Annotated in this window: 24 protein-coding genes; 14 read left to right on the top strand and 10 right to left on the bottom strand. The window is 40.5% G+C overall.

Going from position 1 to position 18,852, the window contains the following annotated elements; translation table 11 throughout:
• Position 1 precedes the first annotated feature (1 nt).
• From SHI72_RS06745 to SHI72_RS06680, 14 genes are all read left to right on the top strand, one after another.
• Positions 2-634, top strand: a complete 633-nt coding sequence (locus SHI72_RS06745) for a conjugal transfer protein TraD (RefSeq protein ID WP_323489459.1) — start codon at positions 2-4, stop codon at positions 632-634.
• Positions 635-668: 34 nt separating this feature from the next.
• Positions 669-1,523, top strand: a complete 855-nt coding sequence (locus tag SHI72_RS06740) for a hypothetical protein (protein WP_323489458.1) — start codon at positions 669-671, stop codon at positions 1,521-1,523.
• 213 nt (positions 1,524-1,736) lie between these two features.
• Entirely contained in the window at positions 1,737-2,042 is a 306-nt protein-coding gene (locus SHI72_RS06735) for a DUF4134 domain-containing protein (protein WP_323489457.1), read from the top strand.
• A 10-nt stretch (positions 2,043-2,052) separates the two neighbouring features.
• Positions 2,053-2,382, top strand: coding sequence for a DUF4133 domain-containing protein (locus SHI72_RS06730; RefSeq protein ID WP_323489456.1), 330 nt, complete (start codon positions 2,053-2,055; stop codon positions 2,380-2,382).
• Complete coding sequence (locus SHI72_RS06725; RefSeq protein ID WP_323489455.1) at positions 2,379-4,883, top strand: TraG family conjugative transposon ATPase; 2,505 nt, start codon at positions 2,379-2,381, stop codon at positions 4,881-4,883. The genes SHI72_RS06730 and SHI72_RS06725 overlap by 4 nt, the downstream gene beginning before the upstream one ends.
• Before the next feature lie 27 nt (positions 4,884-4,910).
• Positions 4,911-5,543: a DUF4141 domain-containing protein gene (locus SHI72_RS06720; RefSeq protein WP_323489454.1), complete on the top strand. Its 633-nt coding sequence runs from the start codon at positions 4,911-4,913 to the stop codon at positions 5,541-5,543.
• Positions 5,544-5,546: 3 nt separating this feature from the next.
• Entirely contained in the window at positions 5,547-6,542 is a 996-nt protein-coding gene (gene traJ / locus SHI72_RS06715) for a conjugative transposon protein TraJ (RefSeq protein WP_323489453.1), read from the top strand.
• A 21-nt stretch (positions 6,543-6,563) separates the two neighbouring features.
• Positions 6,564-7,187, top strand: a complete 624-nt coding sequence (traK, locus tag SHI72_RS06710; RefSeq protein ID WP_323489452.1) for a conjugative transposon protein TraK — start codon at positions 6,564-6,566, stop codon at positions 7,185-7,187.
• 11 nt (positions 7,188-7,198) lie between these two features.
• Positions 7,199-7,627 carry a hypothetical protein gene (locus SHI72_RS06705; protein WP_323489451.1) on the top strand — a complete coding sequence of 143 codons (429 nt, stop codon included), beginning with the start codon at positions 7,199-7,201 and terminating at the stop codon, positions 7,625-7,627.
• A gap of 18 nt (positions 7,628-7,645) precedes the next feature.
• The gene (locus SHI72_RS06700; protein ID WP_180908153.1) at positions 7,646-7,933 is read left to right on the top strand and encodes a nitrogen regulatory IIA protein; all 288 of its coding nucleotides are present in this window, start codon (positions 7,646-7,648) and stop codon (positions 7,931-7,933) included.
• Positions 7,920-9,254: a conjugative transposon protein TraM gene (gene traM / locus SHI72_RS06695; protein WP_323489450.1), complete on the top strand. Its 1,335-nt coding sequence runs from the start codon at positions 7,920-7,922 to the stop codon at positions 9,252-9,254. Before SHI72_RS06700 ends, traM begins: the two co-directional genes overlap by 14 nt.
• Positions 9,255-9,279: 25 nt before the next feature.
• Positions 9,280-10,173, top strand: coding sequence for a conjugative transposon protein TraN (gene traN, locus SHI72_RS06690; protein WP_323489449.1), 894 nt, complete (start codon positions 9,280-9,282; stop codon positions 10,171-10,173).
• A 26-nt stretch (positions 10,174-10,199) separates the two neighbouring features.
• The gene (locus tag SHI72_RS06685) at positions 10,200-10,760 is read left to right on the top strand and encodes a conjugal transfer protein TraO (protein WP_323489448.1); all 561 of its coding nucleotides are present in this window, start codon (positions 10,200-10,202) and stop codon (positions 10,758-10,760) included.
• Between the two features lie 11 nt (positions 10,761-10,771).
• Entirely contained in the window at positions 10,772-11,215 is a 444-nt protein-coding gene (locus SHI72_RS06680; RefSeq protein ID WP_323489447.1) for a DUF3872 domain-containing protein, read from the top strand.
• Between the two features lie 166 nt (positions 11,216-11,381).
• On the opposite strand, the gene SHI72_RS06675 is transcribed toward SHI72_RS06680, so the two are convergent.
• The 10 genes from SHI72_RS06675 to SHI72_RS06630 all read right to left on the bottom strand — a co-directional run bounded on the left by SHI72_RS06675 (position 11,382) and on the right by SHI72_RS06630 (position 18,823).
• Complete coding sequence (locus SHI72_RS06675; RefSeq protein ID WP_323489446.1) at positions 11,382-11,624, bottom strand: hypothetical protein; 243 nt, start codon at positions 11,622-11,624, stop codon at positions 11,382-11,384.
• An 8-nt stretch (positions 11,625-11,632) separates the two neighbouring features.
• Positions 11,633-13,054, bottom strand: coding sequence for a hypothetical protein (locus SHI72_RS06670; RefSeq protein ID WP_323489445.1), 1,422 nt, complete (start codon positions 13,052-13,054; stop codon positions 11,633-11,635).
• 422 nt (positions 13,055-13,476) lie between these two features.
• Positions 13,477-14,283, bottom strand: a complete 807-nt coding sequence (locus tag SHI72_RS06665; protein ID WP_323489444.1) for a PRTRC system ThiF family protein — start codon at positions 14,281-14,283, stop codon at positions 13,477-13,479.
• A complete protein-coding gene (locus SHI72_RS06660) occupies positions 14,280-15,005 on the bottom strand; it encodes a PRTRC system protein B (protein ID WP_323489443.1) in 726 nt (241 codons plus the stop codon). The genes SHI72_RS06665 and SHI72_RS06660 overlap by 4 nt, the downstream gene beginning before the upstream one ends.
• A 2-nt stretch (positions 15,006-15,007) precedes the next feature.
• Positions 15,008-16,183: a hypothetical protein gene (locus tag SHI72_RS06655; RefSeq protein WP_323489442.1), complete on the bottom strand. Its 1,176-nt coding sequence runs from the start codon at positions 16,181-16,183 to the stop codon at positions 15,008-15,010.
• Positions 16,184-16,201: 18 nt separating this feature from the next.
• Positions 16,202-16,420 carry a PRTRC system protein C gene (locus SHI72_RS06650; RefSeq protein WP_180908164.1) on the bottom strand — a complete coding sequence of 73 codons (219 nt, stop codon included), beginning with the start codon at positions 16,418-16,420 and terminating at the stop codon, positions 16,202-16,204.
• A gap of 17 nt (positions 16,421-16,437) precedes the next feature.
• Complete coding sequence (locus SHI72_RS06645) at positions 16,438-17,073, bottom strand: PRTRC system protein E (RefSeq protein ID WP_323489441.1); 636 nt, start codon at positions 17,071-17,073, stop codon at positions 16,438-16,440.
• Complete coding sequence (locus SHI72_RS06640; protein ID WP_323489440.1) at positions 17,057-17,431, bottom strand: hypothetical protein; 375 nt, start codon at positions 17,429-17,431, stop codon at positions 17,057-17,059. Before SHI72_RS06640 ends, SHI72_RS06645 begins: the two co-directional genes overlap by 17 nt.
• 62 nt (positions 17,432-17,493) lie before the next feature.
• On the bottom strand, positions 17,494-17,703 hold the full coding sequence (locus SHI72_RS06635) for a DNA-binding protein (RefSeq protein WP_323489439.1): 210 nt from the start codon (positions 17,701-17,703) through the stop codon (positions 17,494-17,496).
• Between the two features lie 46 nt (positions 17,704-17,749).
• Entirely contained in the window at positions 17,750-18,823 is a 1,074-nt protein-coding gene (locus SHI72_RS06630) for a DUF932 domain-containing protein (RefSeq protein ID WP_323489438.1), read from the bottom strand.
• Positions 18,824-18,852: the final 29 nt, after the last annotated feature.

Below are 18,852 nucleotides of genomic sequence, written 5' to 3'. Positions count from 1 at the left end.
TATGGAAACAATTATTGTAATATGCCTGCTGGTCATTATTGTCCTGCTGATACAGGATAAAATTGTTATCAAGAAACGGACAGAGCAAAAGTCATCTCAGGAAAAAGTTAATCCAAATCTGCCCGATATTATGGGGCAGCCTAAACCTATGAGAAGCCTTTTCCAGCCAAATAGCACCAGCGAAAGCCAAAGAACAGATCCGGAAATAGAAACTGATAATTTTGATATTGAAATCGACCTAAAAAATTTCAACATACAAATTCCGCAGGAAGAACTGGATAAAGTTTTTGGAAAAATACCTGATTTTGATGATGAAGAGGAAGAATGGAACGGGTATGGAATATCTGGCGGGCATAACGGTTTTGCTCAAGGGGTTACCTTTGAAGAACTAAGCTCCTTGGGGATGCTGCTGCAACAAAACGTATTGAAGCCATCCCAAAAGGAAAAAGCAATTGGAATAGTTCATAAACTACAGGGAACCGAATTATTCAGCCTGTTAGAAAATTCTGTGGAAAGTGCCTCCCGCATGATAGCCGAGCTATTGGACGGGAGCCTTTCTTCTGAAACTGACGCCGGTTCTTCCACTGTGCGGAAAAATGATTTGAATGATTTTGACATTGGGGAGTTTGTATAGACTTCCCGTTGTCATTTTATAAAAACATGAAATTATGGAAAGAGAACTGCCCGAAATTGAAATTGAGGGAATACAATACCTATTCGACATTGACCAAATGGCTTTGCTTGAAAAAGAAAGACCTGACTATAGATTACTACTGGAGGATATGAACGATTGCGGTACACATTATGAGTTTGTATACGATAGGAATTCCGGAGGTATTGACCAATCCAGGACTGCCGATAGAATAGATGCATCTGATACAGCAGGACAAATTTTTACTATCGTCAAAATACCCAGAATTTCCGAAATGGATCCATTGGGTATGTGTAAAAAGTACAACTGTTCACTTGATGATATCCGTCAAAAGACCAACTTTGAAATAATGGTGGATCAGAAAGCTTTTGATTTACGCATAAATAAGGGACTGCTACCCACTATAGAAATTGCAGGGCATACTTTTTATGTTGATATACGAATGGATAAGCTAAGACCTAAAGACGATTTCCTTTCACAAGGTATTGTGTTTTCAGATATTGAAAGCTACTATGACGGAGATAAAAGAACATATACCATTCCCTATAATCCAAAAACACACCAATTTCAGGAGCCTGATTATAACAGCATAAGAGCATATCCGAAGGATTTAATCGCGGTTGAATTTCCATCTGAAAGATTATTGGACAGGATTGGCTGGAACCGAATGTATGGATTTGACATCAGGCATGGTCTGGTGAAGCAAGGTTTAAAATTACAATTTACTGCAAAGAATATCCCTTGGAAAGAGACCTTTATTTATGATCTGATCAAACTCAACCGCAGCATTGAGAAGCGCCTGCAGCAAACTGCAGAAAAGCATCAAGCTGACCAACCAGAGCAAAGTAGATGCAAATGGCGAAAAATGTAAACGAAACAGATCCCGTAGAAAACAACAATCCCAAGTGTCAAACTTTCAAAAAGTGGGCACTTTTTTTATGCTTTCGATGTGCCGGGAATGCCACCAAATGCCAAATAATTCCACTGACTGCCAATTTGTTATAACACATCATATTCCATAACATCTTTGTCTTCAAATCCCGCAGGATGCGGGAAAAGAACAACAATTTAATCTGTTTTAATCATGGAAAAACAAAGAAAAAAAGTTTTGCTGGCAGGCCTGGCAATGCTGTCAGGAATTAGTGCATCCGCACAGGGAAATGGTACGGCCGGTATCAATGAAGCGACCCAGATGGTCACCTCTTATTTCGATCCCGCAACTCAGCTCATCTACGCTATCGGTGCTGTAGTTGGGCTAATCGGCGGTGTTAAGGTATACAACAAATTCAGCAGCGGTGATCCCGATACCAGTAAGACGGCCGCAAGCTGGTTTGGTGCCTGTATCTTCCTTATTGTAGCTGCTACGATTCTTCGTTCTTTCTTCCTTTAAAAACTGATATATGAACAATTACAATATCAATAAAGGGATTGGAAGTACAGTGGAATTTAAAGGGCTCAAAGCACAGTATCTGTTCATTTTTGCAGGTGGTCTGCTGGGTATTCTTGTCCTGGTGATGATCCTGTATATCATTGGGATGAGTTCCTATATCTGTTTAGGGCTTGGTATCGGTGGCGCATCACTTATTATCTGGAAGACCTTCTCGCTGAATAAAAAGTATGGAGAACATGGTCTCATGAAAGCAGGTGCAAAAAAAAGGCACCCACGATACATTATTTGTCGAAAGCCTATCTACCGCTATGTTTCATCAGTAAAAACCAAACAGCTATGAGAAATACCTCAAAAGCCGCCACATTGGAAAATAAATTTCCTTTACTGGCAGTAGAAAACCATTGCATCCTTTCTAAGGATGCTGATATAACGGCTTGTTTTCAGGTGCATTTACCTGAGCTGTTTACAGTAGCTTCTGCGGAATATGAAGCCATTCACTCCGCCTGGCATAAAGCAATTAAAACACTGCCAGATTTTACAGTGGTACACAAGCAGGATTGGTTTATTAAAGAAGACTATGCTCCAAAAATGGATCAGGAAGAGGTAAGTTTTTTAGGGAAATCCTATCAGCAGCATTTTAATGAACGTCCATTTTTGAATCATTACTGTTATCTCTTTTTGACCAAAACCACTAAAGAAAGAATGCGCACCCAGAGTAATTTCTCTTCCTTGTGTAAAGGTACTTTAATACCAAAAGAAATTCGCGATAAAGAAACCATTCATCGCTTTATGGAAGCCGTATCGCAATTTGAAAGAATTCTTAACGATTCCGGATTTGTAAAACTTGCGAGGCTGAGTGAAGAAGAAATAATCGGGACAGATCAAAAGCAGGGATTACTAGAGCAATACTTCACACTCTCAAGAGAAGCCGGGACACCGATGCAGGACATTGTCCTGGGTGCTGAAGAAGTTCGTATCGGGAACAAAAGACTGTGCCTGCACACCTTGTCCGACACAGATGATCTGCCCGGTACAGTATCAGCAGACACCCGTTACGAAAAGCTTTCCACAGACCGAAGCGATTGCCGATTGTCGTTTGCTGCTCCGGTAGGATTGTTATTGAACTGCAATCATATCTACAACCAATACTTGTTTCTGGATAACAGTGATGAGAACCTTAGAAAATTTGAGAAGTCTGCAAGGAATATGCATTCCCTGGCACGCTACAGCCGAAGCAACCAGATAAACAAAGAGTGGATTGAGCGTTACCTGAACGAGGCACATTCCTTCGGACTTTCTTCAATAAGAGCCCATTTCAATGTGATGGCATGGTCGGATGACCCCAGCGAATTAAAACAAGTAAGGAACGATACCGGGAGTGCATTGGCGCTCATGGAATGTAAACCAAGACACAACACTACCGATACAGCAACCTTGTACTGGGCTGGTATTCCTGGCAATTCCGGTGATTTTCCAAGTGAAGAAAGTTTTTATACTTTCATAGAGCCTGCTTTGTGCTTTTTCACAGAAGAAACGAATTATCAAAATTCACTATCGCCTTTCGGAATCAAAATGTCAGACCGTCTGACCGGAAATCCCATCCATCTGGATATTTCCGACCTGCCGATGAAAAAAGGAATTATTACCAACCGTAACAAATTCATATTGGGGCCATCAGGAAGCGGGAAATCTTTCTTTACCAACCACATGGTCAGGCAGTATTACGAACAGGGAGCCCACGTGCTTTTGGTAGATACCGGAAACAGTTATCAGGGATTATGTGAGCTTATCAAAAGTAAAACCAAAGCAGAAGACGGCGTGTACTTTACTTATACGGAAGACAATCCGATTGCCTTTAATCCTTTCTATACCGACGATGGCGTATTTGATATTGAAAAAAGAGAAAGTGTCAAAACCCTAATCCTTACGCTTTGGAAAAGGGATGATGAACCGCCAACCCGCTCAGAAGAGGTAGCGCTGTCCAATGCAGTAAGCGGCTATATCGAAAGAATTAAACTGGAAAATACTCAACCGTCTTTTAATGGATTCTATGATTATGTAAGAACCGATTACCGAAAAGTATTAGAGGAAAAACAAGTGAGGGAAAAAGATTTTGATATTGCCAATTTTCTCAATGTACTGGAACCTTATTACAAAGGCGGTGAATACGATTACCTGCTGAATTCAGAAAAACAGCTTGATTTATTGTCCAAACGTTTTATCGTGTTTGAGATTGATGCCATTAAAGACCACAAAATACTCTTCCCGATCGTAACGATTATCATTATGGAGGTTTTTATTAATAAAATGAGAAGGCTCAAAGGGATACGCAAACTGATATTGATTGAAGAGGCCTGGAAAGCGATAGCCAAAGAAGGTATGGCAGAATATATCCGCTATTTATTTAAGACTGTGCGTAAATTTTTTGGAGAAGCCATTGTAGTGACTCAGGAAGTTGATGATATCATTCAGTCACCGATTGTCAAGGAAAGTATTATCAACAATTCCGACTGTAAGATCCTGCTGGATCAGCGCAAGTACATGAACAAGTTTGATGATATACAGGCCATGCTGGGTCTGACCGACAAGGAAAAAGCGCAGGTATTGTCCATCAACATGAACAATGACCCTTCGCGATTGTACAAAGAGGTCTGGATAGGACTGGGTGGAACGCATTCTGCTGTGTATGCTACAGAAGTAAGCCTTTGTGAGTATCTGGCTTATACCACTGAGGAAACCGAAAAACTAGAAGTGATGCAGCTTGCCCAAGAGCTAGGCGGTAATGTCGAACAAGCCATTAAGCGAATTGCCATCAGGCGGCGTGATCAGACAAATCAATAATAATTACTAATTTAAAAATCGAACAACATGAAAAAATTAATGTTTTTGGTGTATACGGCGCTTATCCTTGCCGCAGCACCTTCCGTAAAAGCTCAATTTGTAGTTACCGATCCGGCAAATCTGGCCTCAGGTATTCTCAACAGCGCCAATGAAATAGTACAGACCTCTAACACGGTATCCAATGTCGTCAAAAATTTCAAGGAAGTGGAAAAGGTATACAAGCAGGGCAAAGAATATTACGACAAACTCCAAGCGGTAAACAATCTGGTGAAAGATGCGCGCAAAGTGCAGCAGACCGTCCTGCTGGTGGGTGATGTATCGGAAATGTATGTAAAGAATTTTGGCAAAATGATGAATGACCCCAATTTTTCCGCCCAGGAACTGGCTGCTATTGCCAATGGCTATTCGGCACTTCTGGGAGAGAGTACCGAGCTGCTGAAAGAACTCAAACAGATTGTAAATTCCTCCAGCCTGTCACTTAATGACAAAGAGCGCATGGATATCATTGACCGAGTGTACAAAGAAGTCAAAGAATACCACAGCCTGGTGCGCTACTATACCAATAAGAATATCTCGGTAAGCATTCTAAGGGCGAAAAAGCAGCACAATACCAAAAGAGTGCTGGAACTCTATGGAACACCCAACCAAAAATACTGGTAAGCCATGGAATTTAATAACCTTCATCAGGTACTGCGCTCTTTGTATGATGAGATGCTCCCGCTGTCCGCCGATATGGCGGCAGTGGCTAAAGGGGTGGCTGGTCTTGGAGCCTTGTTTTATGTGGCACTAAAAGTTTGGCAGGCACTCAGCCGTGCAGAGCCTATTGATGTTTACCCGCTGCTCCGCCCATTTGCTTTAGGGCTTTGTATCATGTTTTTTCCCACCATTGTACTGGGAACCATCAATGCGGTCTTAAGTCCCGTGGTTACAGGTACCCACTCCATCCTCGAAGATCAGGTGCTTGACCTGAACGAGCTGCAGGCAAAAAAAGACCAGCTCGACCGTGAAGCAATGCTTCGCAACCCGGAAACAGCTTATTTGGTGTCAAACGAAGAATTTGATAAAAAACTCGATGAATTGGGCTGGTCACCCGCCGATGTCGGGACAATGGCAGGACTGTATATGGACAGAGAGGCTTATAGGATAGAGAAAGCAATAAAAGAATGGTTTCGTAATCTGCTGGAAATACTTTTTCAGGCAGCAGCACTCGTGATCGACACCATTCGAACTTTTTTTCTGATTGTACTGTCCATACTCGGACCAATAGCATTTGCCATATCGGTATGGGACGGCTTTCAGTCTACACTAACGCAGTGGCTCAGCCGATACGTCAGCGTTTATTTATGGCTTCCGGTAGCAGACCTGTTCAGTTCTATGCTTGCCAAGATACAATCGCTGATTGTTGAAAGGGATATTGAAATGCTAGCCGATCCGACTTTCATTCCCGATACCTCAAACAGTATTTATATCATCTTTATGATTATCGGTATTGTGGGCTACTTCACTATTCCTACGGTGACAGGCTGGATCATCCAAGCCGGCGGTGCTGGAAACTTTACCCGTAATGTCAACCAAACGGCAATGAAATCGGGAAATATTGCCGGAGCCGGAGCGGGTTCGGCAGTTGGAAATATCGGCGGCAGGCTGATAAACAAATAACACAACTAATTATTCAAGAAAATGGAATTTAAAACGCTAAGAAATATAGAAAACAGTTTCAGGCAGATACGCCTGTATGCTATTGTGTTTGCCCTGCTCTGCACAGGTGTTGCAGGATATGCGGTATGGAAGTCCTACAGTTTTGCCGAGCAGCAGAGACAGAAAATTTATGTGCTGGATAATGGGAAATCGCTCATGCTGGCACTCGCTCAGGATGCCTCAATCAACCGTCCCGTCGAAGCACGGGAACACGTAAGGCGGTTCCATGAACTCTTCTTTACGCTCGCTCCGGATAAAAATGCGATTGAAAGCAATATGAAAAGGGCATTTAATCTTGCCGATAAAAGTGCTTTTGACTATTACAAAGATCTTTCCGAGAAGGGATATTACAACCGTATTATATCGGGCAATGTGCAGCAGCGCATCGAAATAGACAGTGTGTCCTGCAGCTTTGAGACCTATCCCTATTCAGTACATACCTATGCCAAACAGTTCATTATCCGTTCGAGCAACGTGACAAAACGTAACCTGGTTACGTCCTGTTTTCTGGTAAACTCCGTTCGTTCGGACAATAACCCGCAAGGCTTCAATATCGAAAAGTTCGCCGTGACAGAGAACAGGGATATTGAGGTCGTTAAACGCTAAATTAAAAAGACATGAAACAGATAATTGATTTAGAAACATTCTCAAAAAGCCTTTCGGATAAAGGCTATAACGGCTATTTCCATACGCAGTCTGCACATCCCGGCAGGTTAAAAGAAAGTATCAGTGACTATCTGGAAAGCTGCCAAAAAGGAAAGGAAGTTTTTTCTAACAGCGAGTTTACGCTCACCGGCTATCTTAAATGGACAGGTGATGAACACCCGAGAATTGAATGCCGTATGCGGGTGAAACATGAAAACGGAAATTTCGAGCTTCAAAAAATGGAAATAACCCAAAAAGACCAGTTCGGACAGCTGTTAAAGCAATCGAAATTAGAAAATCTTTCAGTAGATACTATGCCAAAAGCGAGTGAAGCAATTGCTATGGTTAGTGATGTGATTGAGCAGGAAACTGTGCCCGCCCGCAGGCATTTCAAGCTATAGCTAGAAAACAATATGATTATGAAAAATCTAAGAACCAATATGAGCGAGTGGTTTGACAGGCTGGATCAGCGCTGGCAGGCACTGCCAGTAGAAAAACAGCACAGCTGTACACTGTACTTTTTTGCAGGATATGTACTGATTACTGCAGGGGTCATTTTTAAAACAGTACTCGATACGGCGGGATCCGATAATGATATGGAGATCAGGCATATTGAAAACCCTGCCCTGAAAAAGAAAGAAAGTCCTCCGACTTTAGGGGATAGTTTGATAACAATTCTAAAAAATAAAAATTATGAAGGAAAATGAAAAAAAGGTCAGTATTCTTATTGAAGAAGGCGGCCAGAACAACACATCCAATCTTGCTGATGATCAAAAAAGCAAGCAGGAACGGCTTAAAAAACCACTGGTATTCGTTTTAATGGGCATCGTATTTTTAGGCTGTATGTACCTGATATTTAAACCGTCTTCCTCGGAAAAGGAAATCGAAAACATCGGACTCAACGATGCCGTACCACAGGCAAGTGATGCAATAATGCAGGCAGACAAGCAAAAGGCCTACGAACAGGAGATGCTGGAAGAGAAAGACCAGGAAAAACAGAGTGCCCTTACCACGCTGTCAGACTATTGGAACCAGGACAATTCAGCCGATAACCCAACAGCGCTAGCAGCTGATGAAGAAGATCCAGAAAATGGAACTGGCGGCGGTACTGGAAAACCCGGCAACCCGGCACTCAATAGCTATCGCAACGCACAAAGTACACTAAGTTCCTTTTATCAGGACGATAACAGCGAAACACAGGAACTCCGCAGGCAACTCGATGAGCTAAAGGAAAAGCTGGCTGAAAAGGAAATACCCGCCAGTGTAACGGCAGCTGACCAACTGGCACTCATGGAGAAATCCTATCAGATGGCTGCCAAGTACCTTCCCTCAGGAACCGTTACCACTGAGGTTCCAAACAGCAATAGTACAAGTACTGTTACTCCTGCGGCTATACAGGAAGGAAATTTTGCCCCGCTCAGTCCGGCAAGAAAAAGTACAGTATCATCCCTGTACCCCGAACCCAGCGATAGTACTTTTTTGGCAGAATGGAGTGGCGCCAGAAACCGCAGTTTTTATACGGCGGGCTCCTCCAGACAAGAGGTACAGCCAAAGAACAGCATCAAAGCCTGTGTACAGCAAACCCAGACCATTATCGGTGAAAGCTTGGTACAGCTGCGTTTATTGGAATCTGCCCAGACTTCTGGAAGTATCATTCCCAAAGGTACCATCTTAACGGCTGCGGCTAAGATTCAGACAGGGCGTTTACAGCTAAAAGTTACTTCCATAGAAGTGGACGGTACTATCATCCCTGTCGAAATCAACATCTATGACCTTGACGGACAGCAGGGCTTGCCCGTTCCGTATTCACCGGAAATGAACGCCCTTAGCGAAATGGCCGGCAATATGAGCCAGCAATCAGGAACAAGCCTCATGCTGACCCAATCGGCAGGACAGCAGATAGCCGCAGAGATGAGCAAAGGAGTGGTTCAGGGGATTTCGGGTTACTTCTCCAAAAAAGTAAGGACACCGAAAGTTACCTTAAAGGCCGGGCATCAGGTTTTTCTTGTTTCAAAAAATAAAAAATAATAGTAAACTTAAAATCAATTATATAATGAAAAATCATTTAAAAACCTTTTGGGCTTTTGCCCTAATAATCGGCTCTATTGTGTCCTCTATGGCACAGGATGCCGTACAATCGCCACTTACTATGGGGGCGATAGAACCCTATCAAATGGAAGTAACTTATGATAAGACTTCCCATCTGATTTTCCCCACTGCCATCCGTTATGTGGATCTCGGAAGCGAATACCTGATTGCTGCAAAGGCTGAGGATGCTGAAAATGTGCTTCGTGTAAAAGCATCGGTAAAGGAATTTGAAGCCGAAACCAATTTTTCGGTGATTACCGATGACGGCCGCTTTTACAGTTTCAACGTGTATTATAATCCCTCTCCAGACACATTAAGCTACAGCCTTATCACCATGCAAAAGGCAGTAGATAAATCTGCCGCACAAGATGTGCTTTTTGAAGAGCTGGGCAGCAACTCGCCATCTCTGGCAGGACTGCTGCTGGAAACCATCTATAAAAAGGACAAACGTTTTGTAAAGCATATCGGGGCGAAAAGTTTTGGTATTCAGTTTATCCTGAAAGGCATTTACATCCACAACGGTAAATACTATTTCCATACCCAGCTGGGAAACCGCACCTATGTTCCTTTCCATATTGATTTTATCAATTTCAAAGTGGTGGATAAGAAAATAGCCAAGCGCACCGTGATACAGCAACGATCACTGATACCGCTTCGCAGCTACAAGCCGCTAGATGAGATTGGCGGAAAAGCAAGCGAACAAAACGTGTTTTTGTTAGACCAGTTTACCATAGCCGATGATAAAGTACTGCTGGTAGAGATTTTCGAGAAAAACGGAGGCAGACACCAAACGTTTACGGTAGAAAATTCGGATTTGATAAAAGCCCGACTCATTAATGATATGCACCTGAAATTTTAATAATCCATAAAAACAATCGAAATAAAATGAAAAAGTTTATCTATACCGTAATGCTCGTTTTGATGAGCATCACAATGGCAAAGGCACAACGCATGCTGCCTAAGCAAAAAGGACTGGAAGTAAATGCAGGTGTATTATCCAATGATAAAATCGGAAATGATTATTACCTCAATATCGGTATGACCGTCAACGGCAAAAATGGCAGTTACCAGCTGTGGTCGTTGGAATATTCCCATCAATACCACGATTATAAAGAACTCCGCATTCCTCAGGAAACCTTTACAGCTGAGGGCGGTTACAGTTTTTTCCTATTGGGAGATGCGCGTAAGAACATCACGCTGAATGCCGCAATAACCGGCGTTGTTGGTTATGAAAGCATCAATCGGGGCGAAATTATGCTGTATGACGGAGCGAAAATACTAAGCGAGGACAATTTCATCTACGGAGCTGGCGGGCGTTTGACTATTGAAACTTACCTGTCTGACCGATTTGTGTTAGTGCTGCAGGGACGTGCAAAAGTCTTTTGGGGTACGGATCTTGAACAGTTTCGGCCATCGGCGGGTGTGGGATTAAGGTTTAATTTTTAAAACGAAAAACGATGAAAACATTTTTTAATAAGTTCAGAATAAAATTACTGCCGTTAATGCTGGCAGTCCTGATAAGCTCTGTTACACTTTTTTCCTGTGATAAGGATGAACTGGAAATACAGAATGATTTTCCTTTTGAGGTAAAGGTGATGCCCGTACCCAAAGACATTTCGAGTGGCGATACTATAGAAATAAGGTTAACGATACAGCCAGCAGGTAATTACACGGGCACGGATTATTTCATCCGCTACTTTCAGTTTGACGGGCAGGGAACCTTGCGGTATTACAATGAACCGCCTTACCAGCCCAATGATCTGTATCCAATATCAGCGGAGCAATTCAGGTTGTATTACACTTCAAATTCCAACGTTTCCCAGTCTTTCGAAGTATGGATTTCGGATAATTTTGGGAATGAAAAACAATTGAGTTTTGAGTTAAACAGCGTAAAGAGATAAAATTAGTAACGATTGCTATAAAGTGAATTGACCTGCTAAAATAATGCAGGTCAATTTTTATTGTTTTATTCAATATTCAGACTTTGTACATTAACTTCTTTACATTACAATTTTAAAACAGAAAATTAATTAAAATGCAATTACCTGACAAAAAATACTACTATAACTACTTTAATTTAAGTGCTTTATCAATTTTATCTTGTCCAATCGTTAGAATATATTTCTGCTTTTCTTGCACCATTATATCTACTCTATGTGAAATATTCCCATCTTGGTGCGCTAAAGCATCCAAGATTGCCTCGTCCTCTGTGTCTCTCCATTCAATTTTAAGATCTTTTTCTTTACAAACTGCTGTGTATTGACGTACTAATGTAAAGGAATCACTTTTTAAAATGTTATTTTTTGCCATGATATTAATTAGTTAAGGTTAAAATTAATTGGGAAAACCAAACGTATACCAATGTTGTTTCTTTCAATTAATGTATAATCTACGTCGTTAGAATTAAAAATATTAGTGAAATTATAATACAGTTCAGCATTGATAGTTGATTTATCTTTCTTTTTATCAATGAATGGAAATACGACACCAAATCCAGCGTTGTAAACTGGTTTTATATTTTGGGTATATTTACTTTTCGGAAAAACATGAAACCCTATAGCGCTTTTGCTAAATGGAAAATGATAAAAATCGATATCAACATTTAATTCAGTTATGCCAGTTTTATAGATTCCTGAGTAAATAAAGAATTTATCAGAAGTTTCTCTTACTTGATTTGAACTCGTTCCAATGGTACTGGTTTGGGTTACTTCCATTTTCTTTAAATCATTAAAATTACTTTTATATTTCATTGTTAAAGAAGAAGTAAAGTAGGTTGTTTTGTAATTGGTTGGATTTAAATTAACATAAGAATACTGTGTTTTAAATTCGTGACTGATATAATTGTCTTTGGTGATTTGATTCTCATAAATTTCTTTTGGATTTAACAATCGAAACTCATCATTTTTTAGTTTATAAGCCAATGAAAACCAAGAGAATTGGTACCCAGCTACTTTTAACTTTGAAATATCATTTTCGTTTATTTTGTCGGCTCTGATATTACCAATTTTGAGAAGTTCTTTTGATTTTTTGTAATTTTTATTAAGGGTGTCATTCTCAGCAATCTTAGCTATATTTTGTTCCTTTTTGAAAGTTTTGTTATTCTTTTGAGCAGTAAGTAATTCTTTTTCATCATGTGTGATTGCAGTATTCAACTTTTCGTTGAGTGTTGCAATATCGCCATCAAGTGTTTTATTTTCCGTATTTAATTTATCGTTTTCAATAATACGTTCATTGTTATCAAAGGATGCTAAGATTTTAGCTTTAGCCTTGTCGTAGTCTTTCATGATTTTATCGTTATCTTCTATGTTCTTATCATAGTCACTTTGATAATAATATATTTTTCTTGGAGTCTTTTTATATAAAAAATGATACTGAACTTCTAAACTGATATTAGTATTTAACTTAGAGTTGTTAAAAACAGCATAGGTTCCGTCAGATATTCCTCCTATCATTTTACCTGTAATGATATTGCCATTTTTACGAATAAATGTAGGACTGAAAGTCACTTCAGTTTTCTCAATATCCACACCTGCATAACTACCAACGTTATTAGCGGTTTGCCCGGTAATTAGTTTTGAAAAGCTAGTTTGAATTATTGCGTTGAAATCTTTATTAGATAAAGCCGTGTTTATTTTTTGTAATACAATACTATCTTTATTCTTTAATTGTTTTTCTTTTACCGATTGTGAATAAATAGCAGTACTACTTAAAATTAAAAAAAATAGTAGAAGTTTTTTCATAAGATTCAAGTTTTAATATTCACTAAGTAAAGGTGTTATGTCAGGTTAAAAAATAGATCTCCTTTTAATCAGAATATTTTCTTCTAAATTAAAAAAGTTTTTTTTCCTGAGATTAGGTATTTATACGTATTTTTTTTACAAATATTTCAAACTAATTCAGCAATATTAAAAGACAACAAAATGATTGACTCCAAAGAGACCTTCTTTTGCTTTTCTTTAGCTGCTGATGTGGAAAGAAAAGAAGTCCAAAATGTAGTTGAGGGATGTGTATCCCTACCAAAAACGTCACAACCGCTTTGGTAAAATGTAAGGAAGAGGAATAGGAAAAGGGACATTTTTCCAATGTGGTTGTTCCAATTTTATGCAAAAAGACTGTCCCGACCATCGGAAGGGTCTGTCTTTTTGCCGCCGAAAATTGGTTTTCACCCAACTTTTATCGGATGGGTTCGGAAGTCCTTCAGATTGTGAAAAAATCCCCTGTACAGGGTCATTCCGTTGCGGAACAATCCCCAAAGCAATGAGCATCCCATCTGGGTCAAAGACGAATTGATAAACAAATCCTGTTTGTCCAATGCTTCTGCTAAACTGCAACTTGGCGTGTCGTCCTGCTGTTCGGACTCTTTGAGCAGTTCTGCAAATTCATCTGTGACCATTGGCAGGCTTGCCACCGTTTGGTATTTCTCTGAACTAGGCTGTTTTATCTCTGTGATAGTAGATAGCAGGACTTGCCCTGTGTGCTGGCTGTTGCCAAAGTCCAGCCAATATTTTGGCTCGTCTTGGTAGTTTCTGCGGTGGCTTGCTTCTTTTAGGATTTCAGCCACTCCAAACCTTGCCTGTACGCTGTCCACACAAGTAATATAAAGGGTAGCGGATGCAAATTGGCGTAATCTGCCGAAATTGTCCTTTTCAAATTTTACCGTTTCCGCTTTCCAATTAGTACCTGAAAAGCGGTTGACACGATTGATTAAAGCAACGGATTTGTACAATCCTGTTTCGCACTCTGCAAAACGCTGTCTTCCTAAATTGGCATTCGTTATTACATCATCATCCCAAAGTCGAACGGATAATCCTGCGTGTCCGAGTTCAATTAAACTGTGGTTCATTTCCATCAGAGCAGTCAAGACTTTTGAGCCTGTGCCACCTGCACCAATTAAATTTATGGCAATCGGATTGGTGGGATTAATCAGATAGTTGTCCGTAAAATGGACTTTTATTTTTTCAGTGTTCATCTGAGTAGATTTTTAATTGTTTTGTTATTGGGTTTTAATACTTCTTTCGGGAAGGTTTTATCTGTGCCAATTAGGTTTTTCCATAGGATTGTACAATTTCCTTTTATCGGATTGTAGTTTCCCAATAAATGGCTGAAATAGCTGTTGAAAAAGTAATGTTCCCAAGCAGTGGTAAATTCCTCTACCGAAGCTGAATTTTTAATGTCTATACTTACCGTTCCCATACATACGTTTCCGTTTTCATAGACGTTGAAAAAAGGAGCATAATATAATGGTGTTTTTTCTGTGGGTCTTCTCTCGCCTGCAAGGGCAAATACGGAGAGGCTGTTTTTGTTGGCATACCAAACCATTGGTGGAACATAAGACATTCCGCTCGAAATGTCCAAACCATTCACAAAAAACAATTGTCGCTTCTGTGCTTTGGTGTACCAAAGTACCGTTCCTTTTTCGCTCGGATTGATGTGCAGAATATTCATTGGTAAAATTCCTTTTGGCTTTAAAAAGGCTTTGCTTTTTTCTTCATCACTCTGCAATGACTTTGCCAATACATTGGCTTCCTTTACGGTCAAAGGATGGGCATTGATGGGATTTCCGTTTTTGTCCATATCAAAATGCTCCACATACATATTAGTATCAGTTCCGTTGGTTTCATAGAAAACCAAAGCAGATTTCGGGTGGTATAATGTCCCGAAACTCTCAGTGATGTCATTTAAATTGTTCATTTTTATTCCGTTTTATATTCATATAACAACCCGCATAAATCGTTTAATAGGGGAAACAGGCGGTTCTCAAAATCAAGGCTTCCCGCTGTTATTTCGCTTGCGTCAAAGTGTTTGCAAATAGTGGGTTCTTCCATTGCCCCGTACTCATTAAATTCATTGTTGATGCTGTCGGAAAGGTTTTCATACAGCCAGCCTTTGGTATCGGCTATAAAGGAAATGTACTTTTGCATTCCAATGGTTTCATAGTCATAGTCATCATTGTCATTATCAGGGTCTTGTTCGGAAATGGGTGCATTTCGGAAAATGCCTGCTGTGGGATATTCCGTAAAAAGGGTAAAGGCATCGAAAGCTACTTTTTCACATTCTTGGTCAAAGGCATCAAGGCTTTTGAAACTATTTAAACGCTTTTCAAATACCTGTAAATTGATACGGTTGAATAGTTTCTGCTCAATACTGTCGCCAACCTCTTCGGCTTGCCTTAACTCGCTTTTACAGATTTCGGTCTCGTCCGTTTCATCGTCCTGCTCGACCCAATCGTTCATCATTTCATACATCCAATAGAGGTACGTGTTTTCCTGTCTGTAATACGGAATGTCGGCAATATGGTACAGATAACTGCAAACCGACAGAAGTAATTGTGCGGTCTTTTTCCGCTTCGGGTCGTGGAGCATTTTAAAGAGCGGAACTATGGGGATATAATACAAGGTAGTTCCTGTATTGTATCGCTCCTCATTTACAAAAAAAGTTTTGTTACTGTCCTGTACCAATCGCAAACTATCCCAATTTTTATGGGTGCGTTTTAATTTAGTTTCTATATCACACATCGCCAAAGCCATATTGTAGGGATAGCCGTAAAGCTGTGTCTGCATCGGTTCAATGCTGTAATGCTCGGCAAGTTGGGAAAGGGACTTATAAAAATCCCTTTCCAGTTTTGCTGTTTTCTTACAAACCTGTACGGATGGTGCTGTTTTCAGTTTAGGCAGAAATGTACACTTTAGAATACCATTGGTAGCATCGTTATAGGTACGGATTTCTGTTTGTCTTTGCGCACCTCGTTTGCATCTTTGGGTCTCTGCATCCAATTGGCGAACTCGCCCAATTGTCGGTACAACTGCTGTTGTCGTTTCTGTTCGGGCAGACTGATAACTCCCGATATGATGTTGCGTTGCATAATTCATCGTTTTTACTGTTTTGGTTTAACCTTTTGTTCCCATTACGCTCTCAAATTTGTACTCCACTGCATCGTCCCTGATTTGAGGTGCAGATACTTTTGCAGTGGTCAGTATTGGGTACGTATTGGCATAAAAATTCATTACGGCTTCCACGCTCCAGCGTGGTTCAGGGTCGGTCAGTCTGATGTCCTGTCCTTTATCCTTGAGTATAAACACTCGTTCCAATTGCGTTGCTAATAACATAGTTTCTGATTTTGGGGTTAATACTCCTGCTGGTCCTCATTTTCCAACTCCATTTCCTGTTCTGCATCGTCTGCCATATAATCGGGATAAAGTCCCTCTTTGGATGGTTCGGGTTTCACTTCTTCCATTGCTCCGAAAAGGCTCGGTGTCGCAAACTTGTCTGACAATGCTGTTCTGCGTCTGCGTATCTCGTCTGCTTTTTCAGGAAAGGCTGTCATTTCGGGGACTTTCATCCATGCTTCACGGAATTTGCCTTCTTTTTCGAGTTCGTCTGCCTTTGCCATGGCATCATTAAACTTCTTGTTTTTGGCTTCCTGTTCTTTCTTTTGTTTATCGGCTTTTTCCTTTTCCATTGCCGATTGCTTTTTGGCTTCTTCCAACTGCTTCATAAAGCCTTCCATATCTACCATCAAACCCGAAGCGGTCTGTATGGGCGTGGTTATGGTCTCAAAAAAACCGTTGTCAAGTTCCTCGGCTGTTCCCCGAAGATTAAGGGGCGGTATGATGTTCTTTGCAGTATCTGCACACCCATCGTTTTGGAGCATTATCGATATTATAAGATTGTTTTCTGCTCCCTTTGCTATGGTCAGTTGCAGGTTACCTGTAAAATTCAACTGCGCTATCTGATTGAAAAAATTAGTTATCGTTGCCATAATTTAATTTTAATTTTTTAATGATTAATTCTATGATACTTTGTTCATCATGCCCTAACGCCCAAAGGCGTTTGATGAATTGCTCCATCCGTTGTTTGTATTCCTGTTCTCCCTTCTCTCCTCTAAGGAGTAGCAGATGGGTGTTCCAATCCCTTACGGCTTCCCCGATTATATTGGAAAGCTTTTGGGCATATTGTCTTTCCTCTGTTTGATTTTCTTTTGAAAGACCAAGTTTTATATAACTGCCCAAAACATACCAATACACTCTGGCATCTTTACCATATTTACGGTGGTTCTCTACAAATTCATTATAGAGATATTCCGCAAATTCAAAATTGTTTCCGTCTTGCTGTAACATGATTTTTATGTTATTCAAGTTAATTAAGTCTCATTATTTTCTCATGCTATCCCTGTATAGCTTTATAAGGGGGCTTTTTCTGACGTATAAACTCCATTGTTGTAGTAGCCCAAAAGCTGTTCCCAAACTCGTATTAAGCTATCGGTATCTACATAGAAATTTCCTGTTCGGTTACAATGGATGATATATAAAGTCTTGTCTTTGTATTTCTTGTCAATACTTTTCGCCTTAGCGTGGCTTTTCGCTCCTTCTAATGATTTTAATTTCTTCATAATTTAATTTAGGCTACCACCGATTAAGGCGGTAGCCTGTGGTTAATTAATTAAGGTTTAGGATTTCCGCACCTTCAGTTGCAAATGAGGTACACAGTTCAAAAGCCTTTTGCCCCTTCATTTGTGCCGTTCCACCCATTACAATGCTCTGTAGCTTGGCTTGGTTGTCCTTATAACTTCGCACATTTTGATAGTAGCCAGTAACAGCATTGTATGCCCCGAACAAAGTGCCTTTTGTGGTGTCCATCTGCTGGGTGTCGCTTATCATCGCATAGGAAAAAGCATCATCAACGGTGTTTTTGAACACGGTTGAAATCTCATCTTGCGCACCTTTTTTGATAAGGTCAAGGGTTTCCTTGTTCGGGCAGAGTGCCAATTGGATAAGCTTTCTTACTTCTTGGTCAGTTACTTTAACTTTTGTCCACTCATTGAATATGCCCTCCAATTGACTGCTGAGTGTGTTTGCCAATCCCATAATCTTGTGAGCGTTCTCGATACGCTGTTTTGCTCCTGAAGTATGTTTGATACGCACTACATTGGTCATCGAACGTAATGAAGCATTAAGGGTATTTTGACATACAATCCTAATGGGTGTAAATGCGGCGGTGATACTTCCACTACCATCGTGTGAAGTCGTTAGGAAAATGTAACGCTCGGTTACATCATCGCCATTGCCCACACGGATATAATCGGGCAGTTTGGCTGTGATAAATATGCGCTCCCCATTGCCCAATGCCCCTGCGGTTTCGTAGAGAATCCCATCGCCACCCCCCACAATGGCATCAAAAAAGTTGAAGGCTTCACGGTTTTGTACAATTTGATAATCTTTTCCCACAACGCCCAATACGGCATTGTTATCGGTGCGGATGTTGGCAAAGTAGCTGGGTACTTCCAATTCGTTACTGCCTATCTCAATACCGTCAGCCGTCTCAATAATACCCGAACCTTTGGTAAACAGTGGGGATTTTACGACTTGGTAATCCAATCCTGCGTGTTTGATAGCTTCTTCACTTGTTGGGTACTCTGAAACGATTTGCCCTAAACCGTGCCACGCTTTCTGTTGAACGCTAAAGAATGAATAGCGTCCAGTTTTCTCGTTGAAATTGATATTATGTGCCATGATAAAATGATTTAAAAATTTGATAATTA

It is taken from the genome of Flavobacterium sp. PL02 (assembly GCF_035013205.1).
GTDB lineage: Bacteria > Bacteroidota > Bacteroidia > Flavobacteriales > Flavobacteriaceae > Flavobacterium.
The sequence above is the reverse complement of the archived record's forward strand: the minus strand, read 5'-3'. Positions and strand labels throughout refer to the sequence as shown.

Coding starts and splice junctions, on each gene's coding strand:
- SHI72_RS06635 (WP_323489439.1), bottom strand. CDS start 17,703: ATGAAGAAATTAAAATCATTAGAAGGAGCGAAAAGCCACGCTAAGGCG.
- traN (WP_323489449.1), top strand. CDS start 9,280: ATGAAAAATCATTTAAAAACCTTTTGGGCTTTTGCCCTAATAATCGGC.
- SHI72_RS06655 (WP_323489442.1), bottom strand. CDS start 16,183: ATGAATTATGCAACGCAACATCATATCGGGAGTTATCAGTCTGCCCGA.
- traJ (WP_323489453.1), top strand. CDS start 5,547: ATGGAATTTAATAACCTTCATCAGGTACTGCGCTCTTTGTATGATGAG.
- SHI72_RS06670 (WP_323489445.1), bottom strand. CDS start 13,054: ATGAAAAAACTTCTACTATTTTTTTTAATTTTAAGTAGTACTGCTATT.
- SHI72_RS06725 (WP_323489455.1), top strand. CDS start 2,379: ATGAGAAATACCTCAAAAGCCGCCACATTGGAAAATAAATTTCCTTTA.
- SHI72_RS06700 (WP_180908153.1), top strand. CDS start 7,646: ATGAAAAATCTAAGAACCAATATGAGCGAGTGGTTTGACAGGCTGGAT.
- SHI72_RS06665 (WP_323489444.1), bottom strand. CDS start 14,283: ATGAACACTGAAAAAATAAAAGTCCATTTTACGGACAACTATCTGATT.
- SHI72_RS06720 (WP_323489454.1), top strand. CDS start 4,911: ATGAAAAAATTAATGTTTTTGGTGTATACGGCGCTTATCCTTGCCGCA.
- SHI72_RS06680 (WP_323489447.1), top strand. CDS start 10,772: ATGAAAACATTTTTTAATAAGTTCAGAATAAAATTACTGCCGTTAATG.
- SHI72_RS06740 (WP_323489458.1), top strand. CDS start 669: ATGGAAAGAGAACTGCCCGAAATTGAAATTGAGGGAATACAATACCTA.
- SHI72_RS06660 (WP_323489443.1), bottom strand. CDS start 15,005: ATGAACAATTTAAATGACATCACTGAGAGTTTCGGGACATTATACCAC.
- SHI72_RS06705 (WP_323489451.1), top strand. CDS start 7,199: ATGAAACAGATAATTGATTTAGAAACATTCTCAAAAAGCCTTTCGGAT.
- SHI72_RS06630 (WP_323489438.1), bottom strand. CDS start 18,823: ATGGCACATAATATCAATTTCAACGAGAAAACTGGACGCTATTCATTC.
- SHI72_RS06730 (WP_323489456.1), top strand. CDS start 2,053: ATGAACAATTACAATATCAATAAAGGGATTGGAAGTACAGTGGAATTT.
- SHI72_RS06645 (WP_323489441.1), bottom strand. CDS start 17,073: ATGGCAACGATAACTAATTTTTTCAATCAGATAGCGCAGTTGAATTTT.
- SHI72_RS06685 (WP_323489448.1), top strand. CDS start 10,200: ATGAAAAAGTTTATCTATACCGTAATGCTCGTTTTGATGAGCATCACA.
- traM (WP_323489450.1), top strand. CDS start 7,920: ATGAAGGAAAATGAAAAAAAGGTCAGTATTCTTATTGAAGAAGGCGGC.
- SHI72_RS06745 (WP_323489459.1), top strand. CDS start 2: ATGGAAACAATTATTGTAATATGCCTGCTGGTCATTATTGTCCTGCTG.
- SHI72_RS06650 (WP_180908164.1), bottom strand. CDS start 16,420: ATGTTATTAGCAACGCAATTGGAACGAGTGTTTATACTCAAGGATAAA.
- SHI72_RS06640 (WP_323489440.1), bottom strand. CDS start 17,431: ATGTTACAGCAAGACGGAAACAATTTTGAATTTGCGGAATATCTCTAT.
- SHI72_RS06675 (WP_323489446.1), bottom strand. CDS start 11,624: ATGGCAAAAAATAACATTTTAAAAAGTGATTCCTTTACATTAGTACGT.
- traK (WP_323489452.1), top strand. CDS start 6,564: ATGGAATTTAAAACGCTAAGAAATATAGAAAACAGTTTCAGGCAGATA.
- SHI72_RS06735 (WP_323489457.1), top strand. CDS start 1,737: ATGGAAAAACAAAGAAAAAAAGTTTTGCTGGCAGGCCTGGCAATGCTG.